Annotated in this window: 14 protein-coding genes; 5 read left to right on the top strand and 9 right to left on the bottom strand. The window is 61.2% G+C overall.

Translation table 11 applies throughout. The annotated features are described in order from the left end of the window. Position 1: 1 nt before the first annotated feature. Positions 2-2,242 carry an EAL domain-containing protein gene (locus CWR52_RS18545; RefSeq protein WP_104950373.1) on the bottom strand — a complete coding sequence of 747 codons (2,241 nt, stop codon included), beginning with the start codon at positions 2,240-2,242 and terminating at the stop codon, positions 2-4. A gap of 351 nt (positions 2,243-2,593) precedes the next feature. On the opposite strand from CWR52_RS18545, the gene CWR52_RS18540 reads away from it, so the two are divergent. Further along, complete coding sequence (locus tag CWR52_RS18540; RefSeq protein ID WP_021241815.1) at positions 2,594-2,782, top strand: YfgG family protein; 189 nt, start codon at positions 2,594-2,596, stop codon at positions 2,780-2,782. On the opposite strand, the gene CWR52_RS18535 is transcribed toward CWR52_RS18540, so the two are convergent. Further along, positions 2,779-3,669 carry a LysR family transcriptional regulator gene (locus CWR52_RS18535; RefSeq protein ID WP_104950372.1) on the bottom strand — a complete coding sequence of 297 codons (891 nt, stop codon included), beginning with the start codon at positions 3,667-3,669 and terminating at the stop codon, positions 2,779-2,781. The two genes, CWR52_RS18540 and CWR52_RS18535, sit on opposite strands and share 4 nt — an antisense overlap. Positions 3,670-3,766: 97 nt before the next feature. On the opposite strand from CWR52_RS18535, the gene CWR52_RS18530 reads away from it, so the two are divergent. Genes CWR52_RS18530 through CWR52_RS18520 form a run of 3 tightly spaced genes read left to right on the top strand, consistent with a single transcriptional unit; the run spans position 3,767 to position 6,270 of the window. Then, positions 3,767-4,996, top strand: a complete 1,230-nt coding sequence (locus tag CWR52_RS18530) for an MFS transporter (protein ID WP_104950371.1) — start codon at positions 3,767-3,769, stop codon at positions 4,994-4,996. Between the two features lie 51 nt (positions 4,997-5,047). Then, entirely contained in the window at positions 5,048-5,515 is a 468-nt protein-coding gene (locus CWR52_RS18525; protein WP_104950370.1) for a DUF6130 family protein, read from the top strand. 11 nt (positions 5,516-5,526) lie between these two features. Continuing rightward, positions 5,527-6,270 carry an alpha/beta fold hydrolase gene (locus tag CWR52_RS18520; protein WP_104950369.1) on the top strand — a complete coding sequence of 248 codons (744 nt, stop codon included), beginning with the start codon at positions 5,527-5,529 and terminating at the stop codon, positions 6,268-6,270. Between the two features lie 13 nt (positions 6,271-6,283). On the opposite strand, the gene CWR52_RS18515 is transcribed toward CWR52_RS18520, so the two are convergent. Next, the gene (locus CWR52_RS18515; protein WP_104950368.1) at positions 6,284-6,727 is read right to left on the bottom strand and encodes a winged helix-turn-helix transcriptional regulator; all 444 of its coding nucleotides are present in this window, start codon (positions 6,725-6,727) and stop codon (positions 6,284-6,286) included. 116 nt (positions 6,728-6,843) lie between these two features. On the opposite strand from CWR52_RS18515, the gene CWR52_RS18510 reads away from it, so the two are divergent. Beyond that, positions 6,844-8,058, top strand: a complete 1,215-nt coding sequence (locus CWR52_RS18510) for an MFS transporter (protein WP_104950367.1) — start codon at positions 6,844-6,846, stop codon at positions 8,056-8,058. On the opposite strand, the gene iolB is transcribed toward CWR52_RS18510, so the two are convergent. Genes iolB through CWR52_RS18480 form a run of 6 tightly spaced genes read right to left on the bottom strand, consistent with a single transcriptional unit; the run spans position 8,024 to position 15,406 of the window. Next, positions 8,024-8,848 (bottom strand): 5-deoxy-glucuronate isomerase, encoded by an 825-nt coding sequence (gene iolB, locus CWR52_RS18505; RefSeq protein WP_104950366.1) that lies wholly within the window; start codon positions 8,846-8,848, stop codon positions 8,024-8,026. The two genes, CWR52_RS18510 and iolB, sit on opposite strands and share 35 nt — an antisense overlap. Positions 8,849-8,857: 9 nt before the next feature. Then, on the bottom strand, positions 8,858-9,748 hold the full coding sequence (gene iolE, locus CWR52_RS18500) for a myo-inosose-2 dehydratase (protein ID WP_045908575.1): 891 nt from the start codon (positions 9,746-9,748) through the stop codon (positions 8,858-8,860). A gap of 11 nt (positions 9,749-9,759) precedes the next feature. Then, positions 9,760-11,664: a bifunctional 5-dehydro-2-deoxygluconokinase/5-dehydro-2-deoxyphosphogluconate aldolase gene (locus CWR52_RS18495; protein WP_104950365.1), complete on the bottom strand. Its 1,905-nt coding sequence runs from the start codon at positions 11,662-11,664 to the stop codon at positions 9,760-9,762. 12 nt (positions 11,665-11,676) lie between these two features. Further along, positions 11,677-12,810, bottom strand: coding sequence for a Gfo/Idh/MocA family protein (locus CWR52_RS18490; protein ID WP_104950364.1), 1,134 nt, complete (start codon positions 12,808-12,810; stop codon positions 11,677-11,679). An 8-nt stretch (positions 12,811-12,818) separates the two neighbouring features. Continuing rightward, the gene (locus CWR52_RS18485) at positions 12,819-13,847 is read right to left on the bottom strand and encodes an ABC transporter permease (protein WP_023308786.1); all 1,029 of its coding nucleotides are present in this window, start codon (positions 13,845-13,847) and stop codon (positions 12,819-12,821) included. 11 nt (positions 13,848-13,858) lie between these two features. Then, on the bottom strand, positions 13,859-15,406 hold the full coding sequence (locus tag CWR52_RS18480; RefSeq protein WP_032675318.1) for a sugar ABC transporter ATP-binding protein: 1,548 nt from the start codon (positions 15,404-15,406) through the stop codon (positions 13,859-13,861).

Below are 15,406 nucleotides of genomic sequence, written 5' to 3'. Positions count from 1 at the left end.
TTCAGGCGTCCGCGCAGGACGCCTCCGTTTCCAGCAGTGATTCCAGCGGCGCTGGCCTGCCAATCAGATAACCCTGCACATAATCGATGCCTAGCGCGTGAACCGCGCTACGTATCTCCTCGGTCTCGACATACTCTGCCACCACCAGCATCTTCTTCATGCGCGCCAGATGGCAAATAGACGCCACGATCTGATAATCCAGGCTGTTGTTGACGATATTGCGGATAAAGCTGCCGTCGATCTTGAGAATGTCGGCATCCACGCTTTTCAGCCGCGCATAGCTTGCATAGCCGGTCCCGAAATCATCAATCGCAATGCGTACCCCCATTTTCTGCAGCTGCTGGAGAATGTGTAGCGCCTGCTCCCCGCTGCCGAAGGTGCTGCACTCCGTCACCTCAAAAATCAGCTGCCACGGCTCAATGGCGTATTTCGCCAGCAGGCGACTCACCTCAAGCGGGAACGGCACCCGGCATACGGTTGAGGGGGCCAGATTAATGGCAAAACGCTGGCCGGGCAGGCTCTCGCGATGCGCGGCCAGGAAGCGCAGCGTATGCTCAAGCACCCACAGGTCCACCCGGGAGGACAAACCAAACTCCTGCGCGACAGGCAGGAACTGGTCGGGAGAGATCAATAGCCCGTTTGTATCCGGCATCCGCAGCAGGACTTCATGATAGCGATCGCCACGCAGGCCGCGAACGGGTTGAACCAGCAGGGTGAATTCATCGTTATCGAGCGCCTTTTGCAGGCGGCTCATCATCGCGACTTTATCCTTCAGGCTGCGCTGCAAATGGACGGCACCACGCTGCTGAAGATTTTCCGGATGGTTTGAGGAGAGTGACAGATCGGCCACCACCCCCAGCTCACCCAGCACCAGATAAAGATGGTTAACCGGGGACCGGACATAGCAGTAGCTCACGCCCACCTGCGGCTGCAGCGGCATGCCGTCCCAGACAAAGCGGAACTGCTTGATATGCTCGTCCAGAGTTTCAATTCGCTGCTGGTGCGATTCCGCGTTGAGCCGTACCGCCAGGTCATACCCGGTCAGGTGATACACCTGCTCGTTGGGCTGGAGGGTACCGTTTACCCACTGCGCCAGCTGCTGTTTGTACAAAATACGCAGCAGCACGCCGTAATTTCGACCCAGAATTTCCAGCTCCGGAATGCGCAGCAGGCAGAGCGCCGACCACGGATTCTTCGCCAGATCGCGCGACAGCGCCCGCAGGTTAGGCATATGGACGACCGGGTCGAGCAGCGCCAGCCTGCGGGAGCGTTTATTCACTGCGCGCTGGCGAGTCGCCAGCATCGACATATAAATCACCACAAACGAGAAGACCAGGTAACTGGACGAGGTGATCGCCAGCTGAATGTCATACCCCTGGTTCAGCGGGATATAGTGATAATAGTAGTGAATAGACACCAGCAGCACTGGCGTCCAGATAAGCGAAATCAGCTTATAGCCAAAACGCATCGCGCCCCAGAGCATCACCGGCATCAGTAGCGACAGGGTGTAATTGGTGGTGAATATCGAACTGTTTTCATTTAACGGCAACAGCAGCAGCGAAAGCAGCCCGCCGAGTGCCACCGTCCACAGCAGAAATTCTGTTGCCGTCACCTTTTTGTCAATCTGCAAACGGATTTGCGAGATGAGGCTTATGATATACCGCGGATGACGAATCAGGCGGATCAGCAGATAGCTCAGCGGCACGCCCGTCAGCCCGCTGACCAGCAGCGCCTGGTAGTTGATAAGCGTACGAATATTAAGAGGGTTTAATCCCGCAAGGCTCTGGCGGCTCTCATACACGCCCAGATACACGGCAAACTGAAACAGCACCAGAAACAGCGTCGCGGGGCAGAAGGCCTGCCAGAAGATGCGCTGCGCCATCAAGCGGATGTCGCCGTACGCCGTCATATTGCGTCTGGGCGCAAACACCCGGTAGCTGCCCCAGCTGAGCACTAAAGGGACGATAAAATGGAGCACACCGGCAACCGTTTCAAACATCCCGACCGACGGGTAATAGCGGATAAACAGGGATAATACGATCCCGGGCAGCGCTTCCAGGCCAAAGAACATCATCAGCGAAAGCAAAAATGAGAGCGGTAAATAATAGAGTGCCACAATGCCGTCGCCCAGCTGCGTAAACGTATTCGCGACGCTCAGCGCGGGAAGTAAAACCACAGGTAAAATAAGCGGCAATGCCCACCAGCGGTTTGCATTGTTTTTCAGGAAAGCGAGAATAGTCATAGATGCCCGGTTAAACCCCTATCGCTCCAGAGGGAAATAAAGACAGGCATCCAACCTGACGTACGCGCCGCCCGGCAGCATGTCGGGCGAACAGTGTGGAGGAAGGATTTTAAATATCAGGGCCGGGAATCCGTTGACATAAATCAAACTACTTTACGCAAATAACATTTTGTGGCGTTTTTTCGACATCTTTTTCTTCATATTATCAATATGGTAAATGCGTTGATTAATTTCAATAACATTAATTAATGTAAACATTGACGGTTATTTACACATCACAGAATTGACCCCATCTTCCCGCTGTGCCTTAATATCCTTATCGCCCGGAAGGGCTTATCCAGGAAAAACAGAGTGAGTCAGGTCACGCGTATGCGCAAACGACATCGATTTAACACCCGAATGACCCGCATCATACTGCTCATCAGCTTCCTGTTTTTCTTTGGCCGCTTCGTTTACTCTTCGATTGGCGCCTGGTACCACCATCAGGATAAAACCCAGTCGCAGCAATCCAGCCTGACCGTCGACACCGCTGACCGCTAAACCGCCGAAGGCTGTTGCACGAGCCGAATAAGGGCCGCGATCCCTTTGCTGAGGATTTTATCCTGCCGCATGACCACCGCCAGCTGCCGCTGCAGCATGGGCATCAGCGACATCACGCATAGCCCTTCGCGATCGACCTCCTGTTCCACCGCCATGCGCGGCACGATGCTGTAGCCCAGCCCTGCGCGAACCATCCGTTTGATCGCCTCGATGCTGCCAAGCTGCATCACCGGCGCGATCGCTAAACCCTGGGCGGCAAACCAGCCGTCGATCAGCGCCCGGGTCCCACTGCCTGATTCAAAGGCTATCAGCGGATGAGTGTGCAGCGCGGCTGGGGTGAAGTCCCTGAATGCAGCCAGCTGTTCCCTTGAGGCGATAAAGACAAACTCTTCGTCCATCACCGGCATCACGTCCAGCGCTCTGCCACTCACCGGCAGCGTAACCAGCCCCATATCGAGACGGTTCTCTTCGATAGCTCTGACGATGTCGAGGGTGTTGCCCGTCGTCACCCCCACGCTCAGGAGCGGATAGTCGTGGCGTAGCTGCTCCAGCAGCGGCGGCAGAAGATGGATGCAGGCCGTTGCGCCCGTGCCAAGCGTAATGGTGCCGCTTACGTCGTGGCTAAACGCATTCACGGCCCGGATGGCGTCATCCACCACCTGCTGAATACGCTCCCCGTGCGCCAGCAAGGTTTCTCCGGCAGCCGTCGCCTTAATCCCTCGTCCGGTACGCTCCACCAGTCGCGTTTGCAGAAACTGCTCCAGCTGGCGTATTTGCAGGCTGACGGCGGGCTGGGAGAGGCCCAGCACGTCCGCTGCCGCTGAAAAACTGCCGCGCTGGTGAACCAGACGGAAGGTGGCGAGATAGCCCAGATTAAGCGTCGTCATTCAAAGTTTCTCTTATACCGCGCATAAGGTTGCGGCCCTGCCAGCACAATACCGCGCCCGTTATGCTCAGGACAACTGCATAGCGGAATGAACACTCATGGAAACACCTGCCCTGCCACACCGCCTCGCCCTCACGGCCGGGTGCAATCAGCTCATCAACTGGGGGATCTCGTTTTATATGCCCGGCACCTTTGCGCTGGCCATTTCAGCCGACCGGGGATGGTCATCACCGCAGATTTACCTCGGCCTGACGCTGGCGATGCTGGTGATGGCGGCGGTTTCCCCTTTTGTCGCCCGCCTGCTGGCACGCTTTGGCGGTCAGAAGGTGGTGATGGGCGGAACGCTGCTGATCGCCGCAAGCTGCGCCTGTATGGCGTATACCCGGACGCTTTATGGCTGGTACGGCGCCTGGCTGGTTACGGGCGTGGGAATGCGCCTGTCGCTGTACGATGCGCTCTTCGCCGCGCTGGTCAACCTCTACGGACAACAGGCGCGAAGAACAATCTCGCGCGTCACGCTGGCGGGCGGGCTGGCCTCCGTCGTCTTCTGGCCGCTGGGCGATGCGCTGCTTCACGTGATGCGCTGGCAGGACGCATTACGCATTTATGCCCTGCTTGGCCTGCTGAGCGCGGTGCTGATCCGCACGCTTCCCCGGCAGCGGCTCACGGTGACGACGAAAATCGCCGCACCGCCGCTGAACAACGAGCGACGAAACGGCTGGCTTTATGCCGCCTTCATTGCCCTCATCACCTTTGTCTCTAACGGCACGTCCACCCATCTGCCGGAGTTTATTGCCCACTACGGCCTGCCGGTCGCTATCGGCATGCTGTGGGGAATCGGCCAGACGGGCGCGCGCTCGCTGGAGGTGCTGGCGGGGGCTCGCTTAACGCCCTTCACGTTAACGCTTTTTACCGCTCTCGCCATGCCGCTCTGTTTTCTTGTTGGGTTGAGCAGCGCCCTGTTTGTCTGGTGTGCGGCCGGTTTTGTGCTGGGCTATGGCGCCATCAACGGGCTGGTTACCCTTGTCAAAGCCACCCTGCCGCTGGAACTGTTTAGCGCGGAAAGCTATGCCCGCCGCACCGGCATGCTGCTTATCCCCGGCCAGCTGATGGCGGCAGCCTCGCCGTTTGCCTATGCGTGGCTGAATAAAACGCTGGGGATCGTGGGTGCAATGGGGGTTTCAACGGGCCTGACGCTGCTGATTGCCGGGCTGGCGATAGCCATTGTGCACCGTCCCGGAAGGCAAAGTGTATCGCACTGTATCCTGCGGGCCACGGTGACAAACGGGTACAAAACGCCCCCTCCGGCAAATATCTCCGATACATAAAAATGGTTTTCTTTCCCTGTCGCCATTGAGAACCGATGAGGAGAGAGAGCAATGATTCGTCGCTATGTACTTTTCCCCCTGCTTGTCCTGACATCTGTAGCACGTGTCCAGGCCACACCGCTGGACAATCTGAGCGCCGCGGACGTTAACGGCCCCGCCGCCGTTGCCCCGCTGGCGCAGCCGCAGCCGCCTGCAAAACTGATCGTCGATCCGCCGCTTGCCGGGCCGCTGAGCAAAGGCGCGGTGTTTATCCAGTACCGCGCCGAAAACCTGCGCATCGAGCCGGTATTCGGGCCCGACGCGCTCAAGGTCACCCCGCGCATCGGGCACATTCACGTGGTGGTGGATGATGCGCCATGGCACTGGGCTGACACCAGCGGAGAGCCGGTGATCCTGGTGGGGCTGCCCGCCGGTAAACACAAGGTGACGATAATTCTGGCCGACCCGACGCACAAGCCGCTCGACCACAAAACCGTTGAATTCACCGTCCCGCCCCACGCGGCGGTCCACCATTTTTAAGGAGTCTGAAGATGAAAGCACTGTCTGTACTGACGGCAGGCCTGCTGGCGCTTTCCGCCAGCACCTTTGCACAGAGCAAAACCAGCGTCGTGCTGGTACACGGCGCGTTTGCCGACGGCAGCAGCTGGAATAAAGTCATTACCCTGTTGCAGAAACAACACGCAGAGGTCATTGCCGTCCAGCTGCCGCTCACGTCGCTAAAAGATGACGTTGCCACCACAAAGCGGGCCATCGCCCGCGCGCAGGGCGATGTCGTACTGGTGGGTCACTCCTGGGGCGGCACCGTCATTAGCGAGGCGGGTAACGATGCGCGGGTAAAATCACTGGTGTATGTGGCGGCGTTCGCGCCGGATTCCGGTCAGTCGACGGCGGATCTGGCAGGAAGCTACCCTGCACCGCCGGGCAGCGCGGGCATTGCCAAAACGGCGGACGGCTATTTATATCTGCCAACGGACACCGTCAGGAAGGATTTCGCGCCGGATGTGACGCCAGACATTCAAAACACGATTGCAGCTACTCAGGGGCCGATTAAGGCCGAGGCGTTTGGTGAAAAGGTCGCCCACGCGGCGTGGCATGATAAACCGAGCTGGTTTGTGGTCAGCAAGAATGACCGAATGATCAACCCCGATCTTGAGCGCGCGATGGCAAAAACGATCCATGCGAAAACCGCAGAGGTGGCAGCGAGCCACGTATCGATGGTGAGCCAGCCGCAGATCGTTGCCCGCACGATTGAGCAGGCGATCAGGAGCAATTAACAACAGCGGCGGCTTATTCAACTTTCTGCACTTCCGTATCCCCAGGCAGCAGCGCAGTGCCGTCATGCGCTGCTGGCGCCATAAAGGGAACCGGCTTGCCCGTCCGCCTGTCGACCAGCAGCGAGTGGCGCTCGCCCTGTGCAAACAGATTCTGCTCTCCCCACTGACGCAGCGCCACGACCAAGGGGAAAAGCGCTTCCCCCTTGTCGGTCAGGACATATTCCTGATAAGCCGTGCCGTCTGATGCCCCCTGTAACGTCAGGATATCCGCCTCAACCAGCTTGCGCAGCCGGTCAGAAAGGATGTTGCGCGCCACGCCCAGGCTGCGCTGAAAATCCCCGAAGCGCGTCATGCCGTCAAACGCATTGCGCACGATAAGCAGCGACCAGCGATCCCCGATCGCCTCGACGCTGCGGGCAACGGGACAATATTCCGCTTTAACCGTCTTTTGGGACATCTCGTATTTTCCTCGCAAAGGCCACCCCGCAACCAGTTGCATTTTAAAACCACATGGCCTAGCATTCAACCAGTTTCATTTTAAAACCAGGTTATATCAGGCGAGGAATATTAAACATGTCAGTGACATCAGCCCCTCTTTCAGCCGACATGCCACGCAGCATGGTCTGGCTGTTCGCCACTGCCAGCGGCTTAAGCGTGGCAAATGTCTATTACGCCCAGCCTTTGCTTGACGCGCTGGCGAACGATTTCGGCATCAGCCATGCGGCCGTGGGTGGCGTGGTGACTGCGACACAAATTGGCTGCGCGCTGGCTCTTTTGCTTGTGGTTCCTCTGGGTGACAAAGTGGATCGGCGAGGGCTGATGGCAATACAGCTGATTGCTCTGGTGGTTGCGCTGGTTTCCGTCAGCCTGGCACAGTCCCCCCCGGCGCTGCTTATCGGTATGCTTGCGACCGGTATGCTGGGTACGGCCATGACACAAGGGCTGATTGCCTACGCCGCCAGCGCCGCGTCGCCGCATGAACAAGGCCGCGTTGTCGGCGCAGCGCAGGGCGGCGTGTTCATGGGTCTGCTGCTCGCGCGCGTCTTTGCTGGCGGCATCAGCGATATCGCGGGCTGGCGCGGGGTTTATCTGTGTGCCGCCGCGCTGATGCTCATCATTGCGTTACCGCTGTGGTGGAGGCTCCCCACTCTGCCAGCCGTCACTGCCACGATGAGCTACCCGCGGCTGATTGGCTCAATGCTCACACTGTTGCGGCAGGAAAAAGTGCTGCAGATACGCGGCGTGCTGGCGCTGCTGATGTTTGCATCGTTCAACATTTTCTGGAGCGCGCTGGTGCTGCCGCTGAGCGCCCCGCCCTTTAGCTTCTCGCATACCGCGATTGGCGCGTTTGGACTGGCAGGCGCGGTGGGGGCGCTGGCGGCTGGCCGGGCAGGACGCTGGGCCGATCGGGGATATGCCCAACGCACCAGCGCCGCGGCGCTGGTGATGCTGCTGTTGGCATGGTGGCCGTTGTCGCTGATGGACCGTTCACTCGGGATCATGCTTATCGGCATCATACTGCTCGATTTGGGGGGACAGGCGCTGCACGTCACCAACCAGAGCATGATCTTTCGCACCCGTCCCGAGGCGCACAGCCGGCTGGTCGGGCTTTACATGCTGTTTTATGCCGTCGGCAGCGGGCTCGGCGCACTCGGCACGACGATGACGTATGCCTTTGCCGGCTGGCCGGGCGTCTGCCTGCTTGGCGCCTCGGTCAGCCTGCTGGCGCTGGTGTTCTGGTGGCTAACCCGCGTTAGCTACCGCCATCCGCGGGATAATCCCGATTAATCCACGCGTGGTCCTCCTCCCAGGTGAACATCCATTTGCGCACCGGCCCCGCCATCACGTTGAGGTAATAGCTGTCATACCCGGCCATTGTCGCCACCGGATGATAGCCCTTCGGCACCATGACCACGTCACGGTTATAGACCGCCATGCACTCGTCCAGCGCTCTGTCGTCGGTGTAGACGCGCTGCATGCAGAACCCCTGCTCCGGGTCGAGGCGATGGTAGTAGGTCTCCTCCAGATACGTCTCCTGGGGCGGGTTATCCGTGTCGTGCTTGTGGCTCGGGTACGAGCTGGTGCAGCCCTCGTTGGTCCAGACCTCCACCACCAGCAGGCTGTCGGCGGGCTTGTCTTCCGGGAGAATGTTGTGCACGTAGCGCTGGTTGTGGCCCTTGCCGCGCGCCTCAGCGTCGATATCCTGCGGCGCAATCAGCCGCGTCGGACAGGTGCCCTTGCCCGGCGCAGCGCAGACCGCCAGCTCCAGCGTCGTCAGCGCCTTCACCTGCACCGTCTCCTGCGGAGTGACGTACACCGCCCACGGCTTGATGCGCTCGAACGGGCTCATCCGCTCGCCGATGTCGTTAAACTGCGCGGAAGGCGTGCTGATGGAGGCGCGTCCTGCCACCAGCACCAGGCAGCGCTCTTCGCGGACGGCGGGCAGCGTCAGCGTCTGCCCCTCCTGCAGCTCATACGCCTCAAAGCCGACGTATCCCCACCCTGCGCTTTCCGGCGTGACGGACTGGGTGCGTCCCTCCGCGTTCGGCTGTTGCCAGCGTGATAACAGACGTGACATGTCACCTCCTCAAATCAGTCCAGCGTCGCGCGCCAGACGGCTCAGATTGTTATACCCCAGACGGGCGTAGGTCAGCGGATGGGCAATGGCCGGATCCTGCTCCGCCTCCACCACCAGCCAGCCGTGATAGTTCTGCGCCTTCAGCAGCCGCATGATCGGCGGGTAATCCACGCAGCCGTCGCCCGGCACGGTAAACACGCCGCTCAGTACCGCATCAAGGAAGCTGGTTTTACGGTTTTTCACATCCGCCAGCACGTCGGCACGCACGTCTTTGCAGTGAACGTGGTTGATACGCGACGCCCAGCGCTGCGCAACCGCCAGCGGATCGGCCCCGGCAAAGGTCAGGTGACCGGTATCCAGCAGTAGCCCCACCGCGTCGCCGGTGTGGGTCATCAGATTGTCCACGTCGTCGGCGGACTCAATCACCGTGCCCATATGGTGATGGTAGGCAATCTGCACGCCCTGCTGCTGGGTGTAGCGGGCAAATTCGGTAAGCTTCTCGCCGTACTCCTTCCAGCGCGCCTGCGGGAAGCGCGGGCGCAGGTGCACCGGTGTCTGCTGCTCGCCGTGAATGCAGCCGCTCACTTCCGCAAACACCAGCACCTTTGCCCCCAGCTCGCGCAGGAGCGTCAGGTGGGACTGCACGGCGGCAATCTCCTCCTCCACGCTGCGCTCCAGCAGGCGGCCGGAGTACCAGCCGGAGACCAGCTGCAGGTCGTGGCGCTGCAGGATGGGGCCAAGCAGGCGCGCTTCGCGCGGGAACTTATTGCCCAGCTCGAAACCGGCGAAACCGGCCTCTTTACCTTCGCTCAGGCAGGTCTCAAGCGACGTCTCCGCGCCGAGAGAAGGCAGATCGTCGTTCGTCCACGTCAGCGGGTTAATGCCCAGTTGTACACTCATTGTCGTCTCCATTATGCGTGTCCGCGCTCGCGCCACCAGGCGATAAGCTGCAGGTAGTTGTCCCGGATGCGCGCCACCAGCTGCGCATCGTCAATATCGTGCTTCAGCCACGCGCGGGAGGCATCGCCAAACAGCGTGCGCCCCACGGCGAAGCCTTTCACCAGCGTCTGCCCCGCTGCCGCTTTAAAGTCGGCGCGCAGCTGTTCCGCCGGGGCGTCAAGACCGAGGATCACCACCCCGCGGCAGTGCGGGTCCCGGCGTTCGATAATCTCGCTCAGCGCCGTCCAGCCGTCGGCAGAGAGCGGCGGCAGCTTCCACCAGTCGGGGTAAATGCCGAGGTTGTAGAAGCGGGAAATGGCGCGCAGGTAGAGCTCGTCGCTACGCGGCATGCTGGCAGGCAGGATCACCTCCAGCAGCAGCTCGTGCCCGGACTGGCAGCAGGCGTGATACACCTCGGCAATTTTCTGCTCCTGCTCCAGGCGCAGGCCGTGAGCGTCTTCCGGGTGGAAAAAGACCAGACACTTCACCACGTGCTCCTGCGGCCAGCTGATGAGCTGGGTGCCAATGTTGCCATGCTCCATCTCCAGCGGACGCGAGCCCGGCAGCTCAATGGGGCGACCAATCCACCACCCCTCGCCGGTGATGGCGTTCAGCGCGTCCTGACCAAAGGTGCCGTCGCACAGCAGGCCGGCTTTGCCCTCCAGCCCGGCCCGGCTCGCCGCCTCGCGGCTGGCCTGCAGGATCAGCTGCTTCAGCGCCGGAATACGCTTAAGCGACGCGCCGCACTGCAGCGCCATATCCTCAAGCTGGCTGCGGTGATCGAAGGCCATCACGCACAACTCCGGCCACTCGCGGCGGCGGGTGGTCACCCGGTGGAGGTGGTTAAGACGCGGGTCGAGATCCGGGCGCGGCACGTTCGCAGCGCGGGAGAGATAGTCATCCAGCTCGATTTTGCTCGGCATGGCCGGGGCGCAGCCGTGGCGCGACACCACCAGCGCGCCGCAGGCGTTGGCGTAGCGGCACGCCTGCTCCCAGCCCTCATCGTTCAGGTAGCCGCGCAGCAGGCCGGACATAAACGCGTCCCCCGCGCCGAGGACGTTCAGCACCTCCACGCGCACGCCGGTCACCGTCAGGCCGTCGTCCAGCCGGGGCGGAATGGCGTCGGTATAGACCGAGCAGCCGAGGGCGCCGCGCTTGCAGACCAGCGTTGCGTCACTCACGACACGCACCTGCCCCAGCGCCTGCAGGGTCTCCGTGCTGCCGCCCGCAATGTGAAACTCCTCTTCGGTACCGACAATGACGTCAAAGAGGTGCAGCACCTCCTGCAGCTCGCGGGTGACCTTATCGGCGGCGATAAAGCGCGTTTCACCGTCGCCTAAGGAGGTCAGCCCCCACAGCACCGGACGGTAGTCGATGTCCAGCACCGTGCGCACGCCGTGACGGCGGGCATAGCCCAGCGCCGTCAGCACCGCCTCGCGGGTCTGAGGATGAGAAAGGTGAGTCCCGGTGATGGCAAGACAACGTGCGGAGGCAATGTAGCTTTCGTCCACATCGCTGGCCGTAATGGCCATATCCGCGCAGTTATCGCGATAAAAAATCAGAGGAAAGGTGTCCCGGTCTTTAATGCCGAGTAGCACCAGCGCCGTGAGGCGGTCTTTATCGGTGATCAGATGGCTGGTATCGCACCCCACCAGGTTGAGCTCTTCGCGCAGGAAGCGGCCCATATGTTCATCGCCGACGCGCGCCAGCATCGACGAGCGCAGGCCCTGGCGCGCGGTGCCGTACGCCACGTTGCCGGACGAGCCGCCGAGGTATTTGGCAAAGCTCGACACATCCTCCAGACGGGCACCAATCTGCTGACTGTAGAGGTCTACCGCCACGCGGCCCATGCATATCACATCAAACTGCTTTTCCACGTTGAACCCTCTTCAGACAATGTCGTTCACGTTCAGCCAGCGGCCTTCCTGGTGCGAGAGCGCGATCGCGTCCAGCACGCGCGACACCTTCCAGCCCTCTTCGAAGTCCGGCCACATCGGCGCGTCGGCGGCAATCCCGTCCACCAGGTCGCGCACCTCCACCGTTTTTTGATCGTTAAAGCCTATCCCGTGACCTGCGCCCATGCAGAACGCGGCGTAGTCGGGGTGTGCAGGGCCGACAAGTAAGGTGCGGAATCCCTGACGGTTAACCGGATCGTCATGCAGATAGAGCTTCAGCTCCGCCATGCGCTCCTGGGTAAAGCTGATGGCGCCTTTCGTCCCGGTAATGACGTACGACAGCCCCATCTTGCGGCCGCAGGCGACGCGGGAGGTTTCAATCACGCCCTGCGCCCCGCCCGCGAAGCGCACCATCGCGTGGGCCTGATCCTCGTTTTCGACGGTAATCATGTCTGACGATCCGGCCTTCGCCGGACGTTCCGGGACCACGATCTTCAGGTCGCCGCAGACCTGCTCGATATCTCCCACCAGGTACTGGGCCATATTGACGATATGCGCCGCGAGATCGCCCAGCGCGCCCAGTCCGGCAGTCTCTTTGAAGCAGTGCCAGTGGATCGGCGAGAGCGGGTCGGCCATATAGTCTTCGTTGTGGGTACCGTAGAAGTGGATCACCTCGCCAATCTCGCCGCGGGCGATAATCTCCTTCGCCAGCTGCGCGGTCGGGTTTTTCATGTAGTTGAACCCCACCAGCGTTTTCACCCCGGCCCGCTTCGCGGCGTCGACCATCTCCCGCGCGTCGTGGGCGTTCAGCGCCAGTGGCTTCTCCGAGTAGACGTGCTTGCCGTGGCGGATCGCCTCCAGCGCCATCTCTTTATGCAGATGGTTGGGCGAGCAAATATCCACCACGTCAATCGCCGGGTCGGCCACCAGCGCCCGCCAGTCGCCGGTGGAGCGGTTGAAGCCAAACGCCTGCGCGCGCGCTGCCGCCAGCTCCGGCGTGACTTCCGCCACCATCTCGCGCACCAGCCTGCCGCGCAGGTTGAACACCGTCGGGGCCTGGGCATAGGCGATAGCGTGCGCCTTGCCGATATACCCGGTGCCAATCAATCCAATACGAACCTCTTTCATCGTGATCCTCACAGTGCGCCGCGACGGCTCTTGGCGTAGGTATCAAACGCCACCGCCAGAACGATAATTAATCCGGTGATAATCTGCTGGTAGTAGGCCGAGACGTTCATCAGCACCAGGCCGTTAATCAGAATCCCCATGATGATGGAGCCGATAATGGTGCCGCCGATGCGCCCGTAGCCGCCCATCAGCGAGGTGCCGCCAATCACCACCGAGGCGATGACGCGCAGCTCAAAGGAGATCCCGGCCACCGCCTCGGCGCTCCCCAGACGCGCGCTCAGAATGAAGCCCGCCAGCCCCGCCAGGCAGCCAATCAGCACGTAGACGCTGACCAGCACGCGCTTGACGTTGACCCCCGCCAGGCGCGCAGCCTCCGGGTTGCCGCCGATGGCGTAAACGAAGCGCCCCCAGCGGGTTTTATGCAGCGCCAGATAGCCGCCGAGGGCGACGATGGCGAAGATCCAGATAGGAATAGAGATGCCGAGCAGCTCCCCGCGCCCCCACCAGCGGTAGCCAGGATCGAAACCGGCGATCGGCGCGCCGTCGTTGATCACCAGCGTCAGGCCGCGCCAGATGGTCATCCCGCCGAGGGTCACGATGAACGGCGGCAGGCGCAGGCGGGTCACGCCCAGACCGTGCAGGAAGCCAATCGCCGTCCCCATCGCCAGGCAAATCCCGAGCCCAATCAGCCAGCTCATGCCGCCCCAGGCGTTCGGGTCGACGGTGGTGAAGTTGTCGCCCTTGATCACGTACGCCGCGGTCATGGCGCAGACCGCCAGAATGGAGCCCACGGAGAGATCAATCCCGGCGGTCAGGATGACAAAGGTCATCCCCACGGCCATGATCCCGTAGATGGAGACTTCGGTCAGGATGTTGAAAATATTGCGTTCAGAGAAAAAGTTGCTGTTCTGCGACTGGAAGAAGATCAGCAGCAGGATCATGAAAATCAGAACCCCGAAGCGCTCGAAGAAGGCGATGGGATCGATGCGTCCGGCGCGTTTGACCGGGGCCTGCGTTTTGGAAATCATCTGCGTCATGAGAAACTCCGTTATGCCGCGTTCAGGGCGTTGTGGTTGATGGCCATCATCGTCATCAGCCGTTCTTCGTTAGCGTCGTCACCGTGGATCTCGCCGGTCACCCGGCCTTCGCTGAGGGTGATGATCCGGTCTGATACCGCCATCACTTCAGGCAGATCGGAGGAGATCACGATCACCGCCACGCCCTTTTTCGCCATGTCAAACAGCACCTGGTGCACTTCTGATTTGGTCCCCACGTCGATGCCGCGCGTCGGCTCATCGACGATCAGCACCCGCGGGTTGAGCGCCATGCAGCGCGCGAGGATCACTTTTTGCTGGTTACCGCCGGAGAGCTTGCGCACCTCCTGCGCGCTGTTGACCATTTTGATCTGCAGCGCCTTGCGGTAGGACTCGATCAGATCGTCCTCTTTGCGGGTGTTCACGAACCAGCGCCACTGCAGCAGCGAAGAGAGGCAGGAGAGCGACAGGTTGTCGCGAATCGACAGCCCCAGCACCGCCCCCTCTTTTTTGCGATCTTCCGGTACCAGCGCCACGCCCTGGTCAAGGGCATAGAGCGGGTCGCGCGGCTGGTACGGTACGCCGTCCAGCTCAAAGCTCCCGGCGGTAAACGCGTCTGCGCCAAACAGGCAGCGCGCCACCTCGGTGCGTCCCGCGCCCACCAGTCCGGCAATGCCTAAGACTTCCCCGGCGTGGACGTGGAAGCTGATGTCGTGCAGGGCGATGCCGTGCGGATCCAGCGGCGGCTTTTCGCGGCTCAGCCCCTTCACCGCCAGGCGGACGGGTTTGTCCTCATGATGCGTTTCGCTGGCGGGGCGGCGATTAAAGGCCACGTCGCGACCGACCATCAGGCGGATCAGCTGTTCGACGTTGGTCTCCGCCACCGCCCCGGTGCCGGTGAAGCGGCCGTCCTGAAAAACGGTGAAGCGGTCGCAGAGCTGGAAAACTTCGTGCAGGCGGTGGGTGACATAGATAATGCTCACGCCACGGTTTTTAAGCTCGCGCACCACGCGGTGCAGGCTTTCCACCTCGCTGTCGCTCAGCGCGGCGGAGGGTTCGTCCATAATGATGAGCCTGGCGTTGAGGGTCAGCGCCCGGGCGATCTCCACCATCTGCTGCTGGGCAACGCTCAGGCGGGCGACCGGGGTGGTCGGCGCAACGTTCAGCTGCAGATAGTCGAGAATGACCTGCGCCTCCTGATTGACCGCCTTTTCGTCGACGATCAGGTTACGTTTACGCGGCTCGCGCCCGAGAAACATGTTTTCCGCGACGGTCATGTTGGGCAGCAGGTTGAATTCCTGATAGATGGTGATAATGCCCTTGTTCTGCCGCTCCACCGGGGAGTCGTCCACCGGCAGCGTTTCGCCATTGAACCAGATCTCCCCGCGGGTTTGCGGCTGCGCCCCCGCGAGCGCCTTCAGCAGCGTGGATTTACCCGCCCCGTTTTCCCCCAGCAGGGCGTGGATCTCGCCCGCGCCGACGGTCAGCTGGGCGCTGCTTAACGCCCAGACGCCGGAAAAGCTTTTTGCCAGGTCGGTCACTTTCAGTAAGGGTTGCGACAT

The sequence above is a fragment of the Enterobacter sp. SGAir0187 genome (assembly GCF_002952735.2).
Lineage (GTDB): Bacteria > Pseudomonadota > Gammaproteobacteria > Enterobacterales > Enterobacteriaceae > Enterobacter > Enterobacter quasiroggenkampii.
The sequence above is the reverse complement of the archived record's forward strand: the minus strand, read 5'-3'. Positions and strand labels throughout refer to the sequence as shown.

Coding starts and splice junctions, on each gene's coding strand:
- CWR52_RS18545 (WP_104950373.1), bottom strand. CDS start 2,242: ATGACTATTCTCGCTTTCCTGAAAAACAATGCAAACCGCTGGTGGGCA.
- CWR52_RS18535 (WP_104950372.1), bottom strand. CDS start 3,669: ATGACGACGCTTAATCTGGGCTATCTCGCCACCTTCCGTCTGGTTCAC.
- CWR52_RS18530 (WP_104950371.1), top strand. CDS start 3,767: ATGGAAACACCTGCCCTGCCACACCGCCTCGCCCTCACGGCCGGGTGC.
- CWR52_RS18525 (WP_104950370.1), top strand. CDS start 5,048: ATGATTCGTCGCTATGTACTTTTCCCCCTGCTTGTCCTGACATCTGTA.
- CWR52_RS18520 (WP_104950369.1), top strand. CDS start 5,527: ATGAAAGCACTGTCTGTACTGACGGCAGGCCTGCTGGCGCTTTCCGCC.
- CWR52_RS18515 (WP_104950368.1), bottom strand. CDS start 6,727: ATGTCCCAAAAGACGGTTAAAGCGGAATATTGTCCCGTTGCCCGCAGC.
- CWR52_RS18510 (WP_104950367.1), top strand. CDS start 6,844: ATGTCAGTGACATCAGCCCCTCTTTCAGCCGACATGCCACGCAGCATG.
- iolB (WP_104950366.1), bottom strand. CDS start 8,848: ATGTCACGTCTGTTATCACGCTGGCAACAGCCGAACGCGGAGGGACGC.
- iolE (WP_045908575.1), bottom strand. CDS start 9,748: ATGAGTGTACAACTGGGCATTAACCCGCTGACGTGGACGAACGACGAT.
- CWR52_RS18490 (WP_104950364.1), bottom strand. CDS start 12,810: ATGAAAGAGGTTCGTATTGGATTGATTGGCACCGGGTATATCGGCAAG.
- CWR52_RS18485 (WP_023308786.1), bottom strand. CDS start 13,847: ATGACGCAGATGATTTCCAAAACGCAGGCCCCGGTCAAACGCGCCGGA.
- CWR52_RS18480 (WP_032675318.1), bottom strand. CDS start 15,406: ATGTCGCAACCCTTACTGAAAGTGACCGACCTGGCAAAAAGCTTTTCC.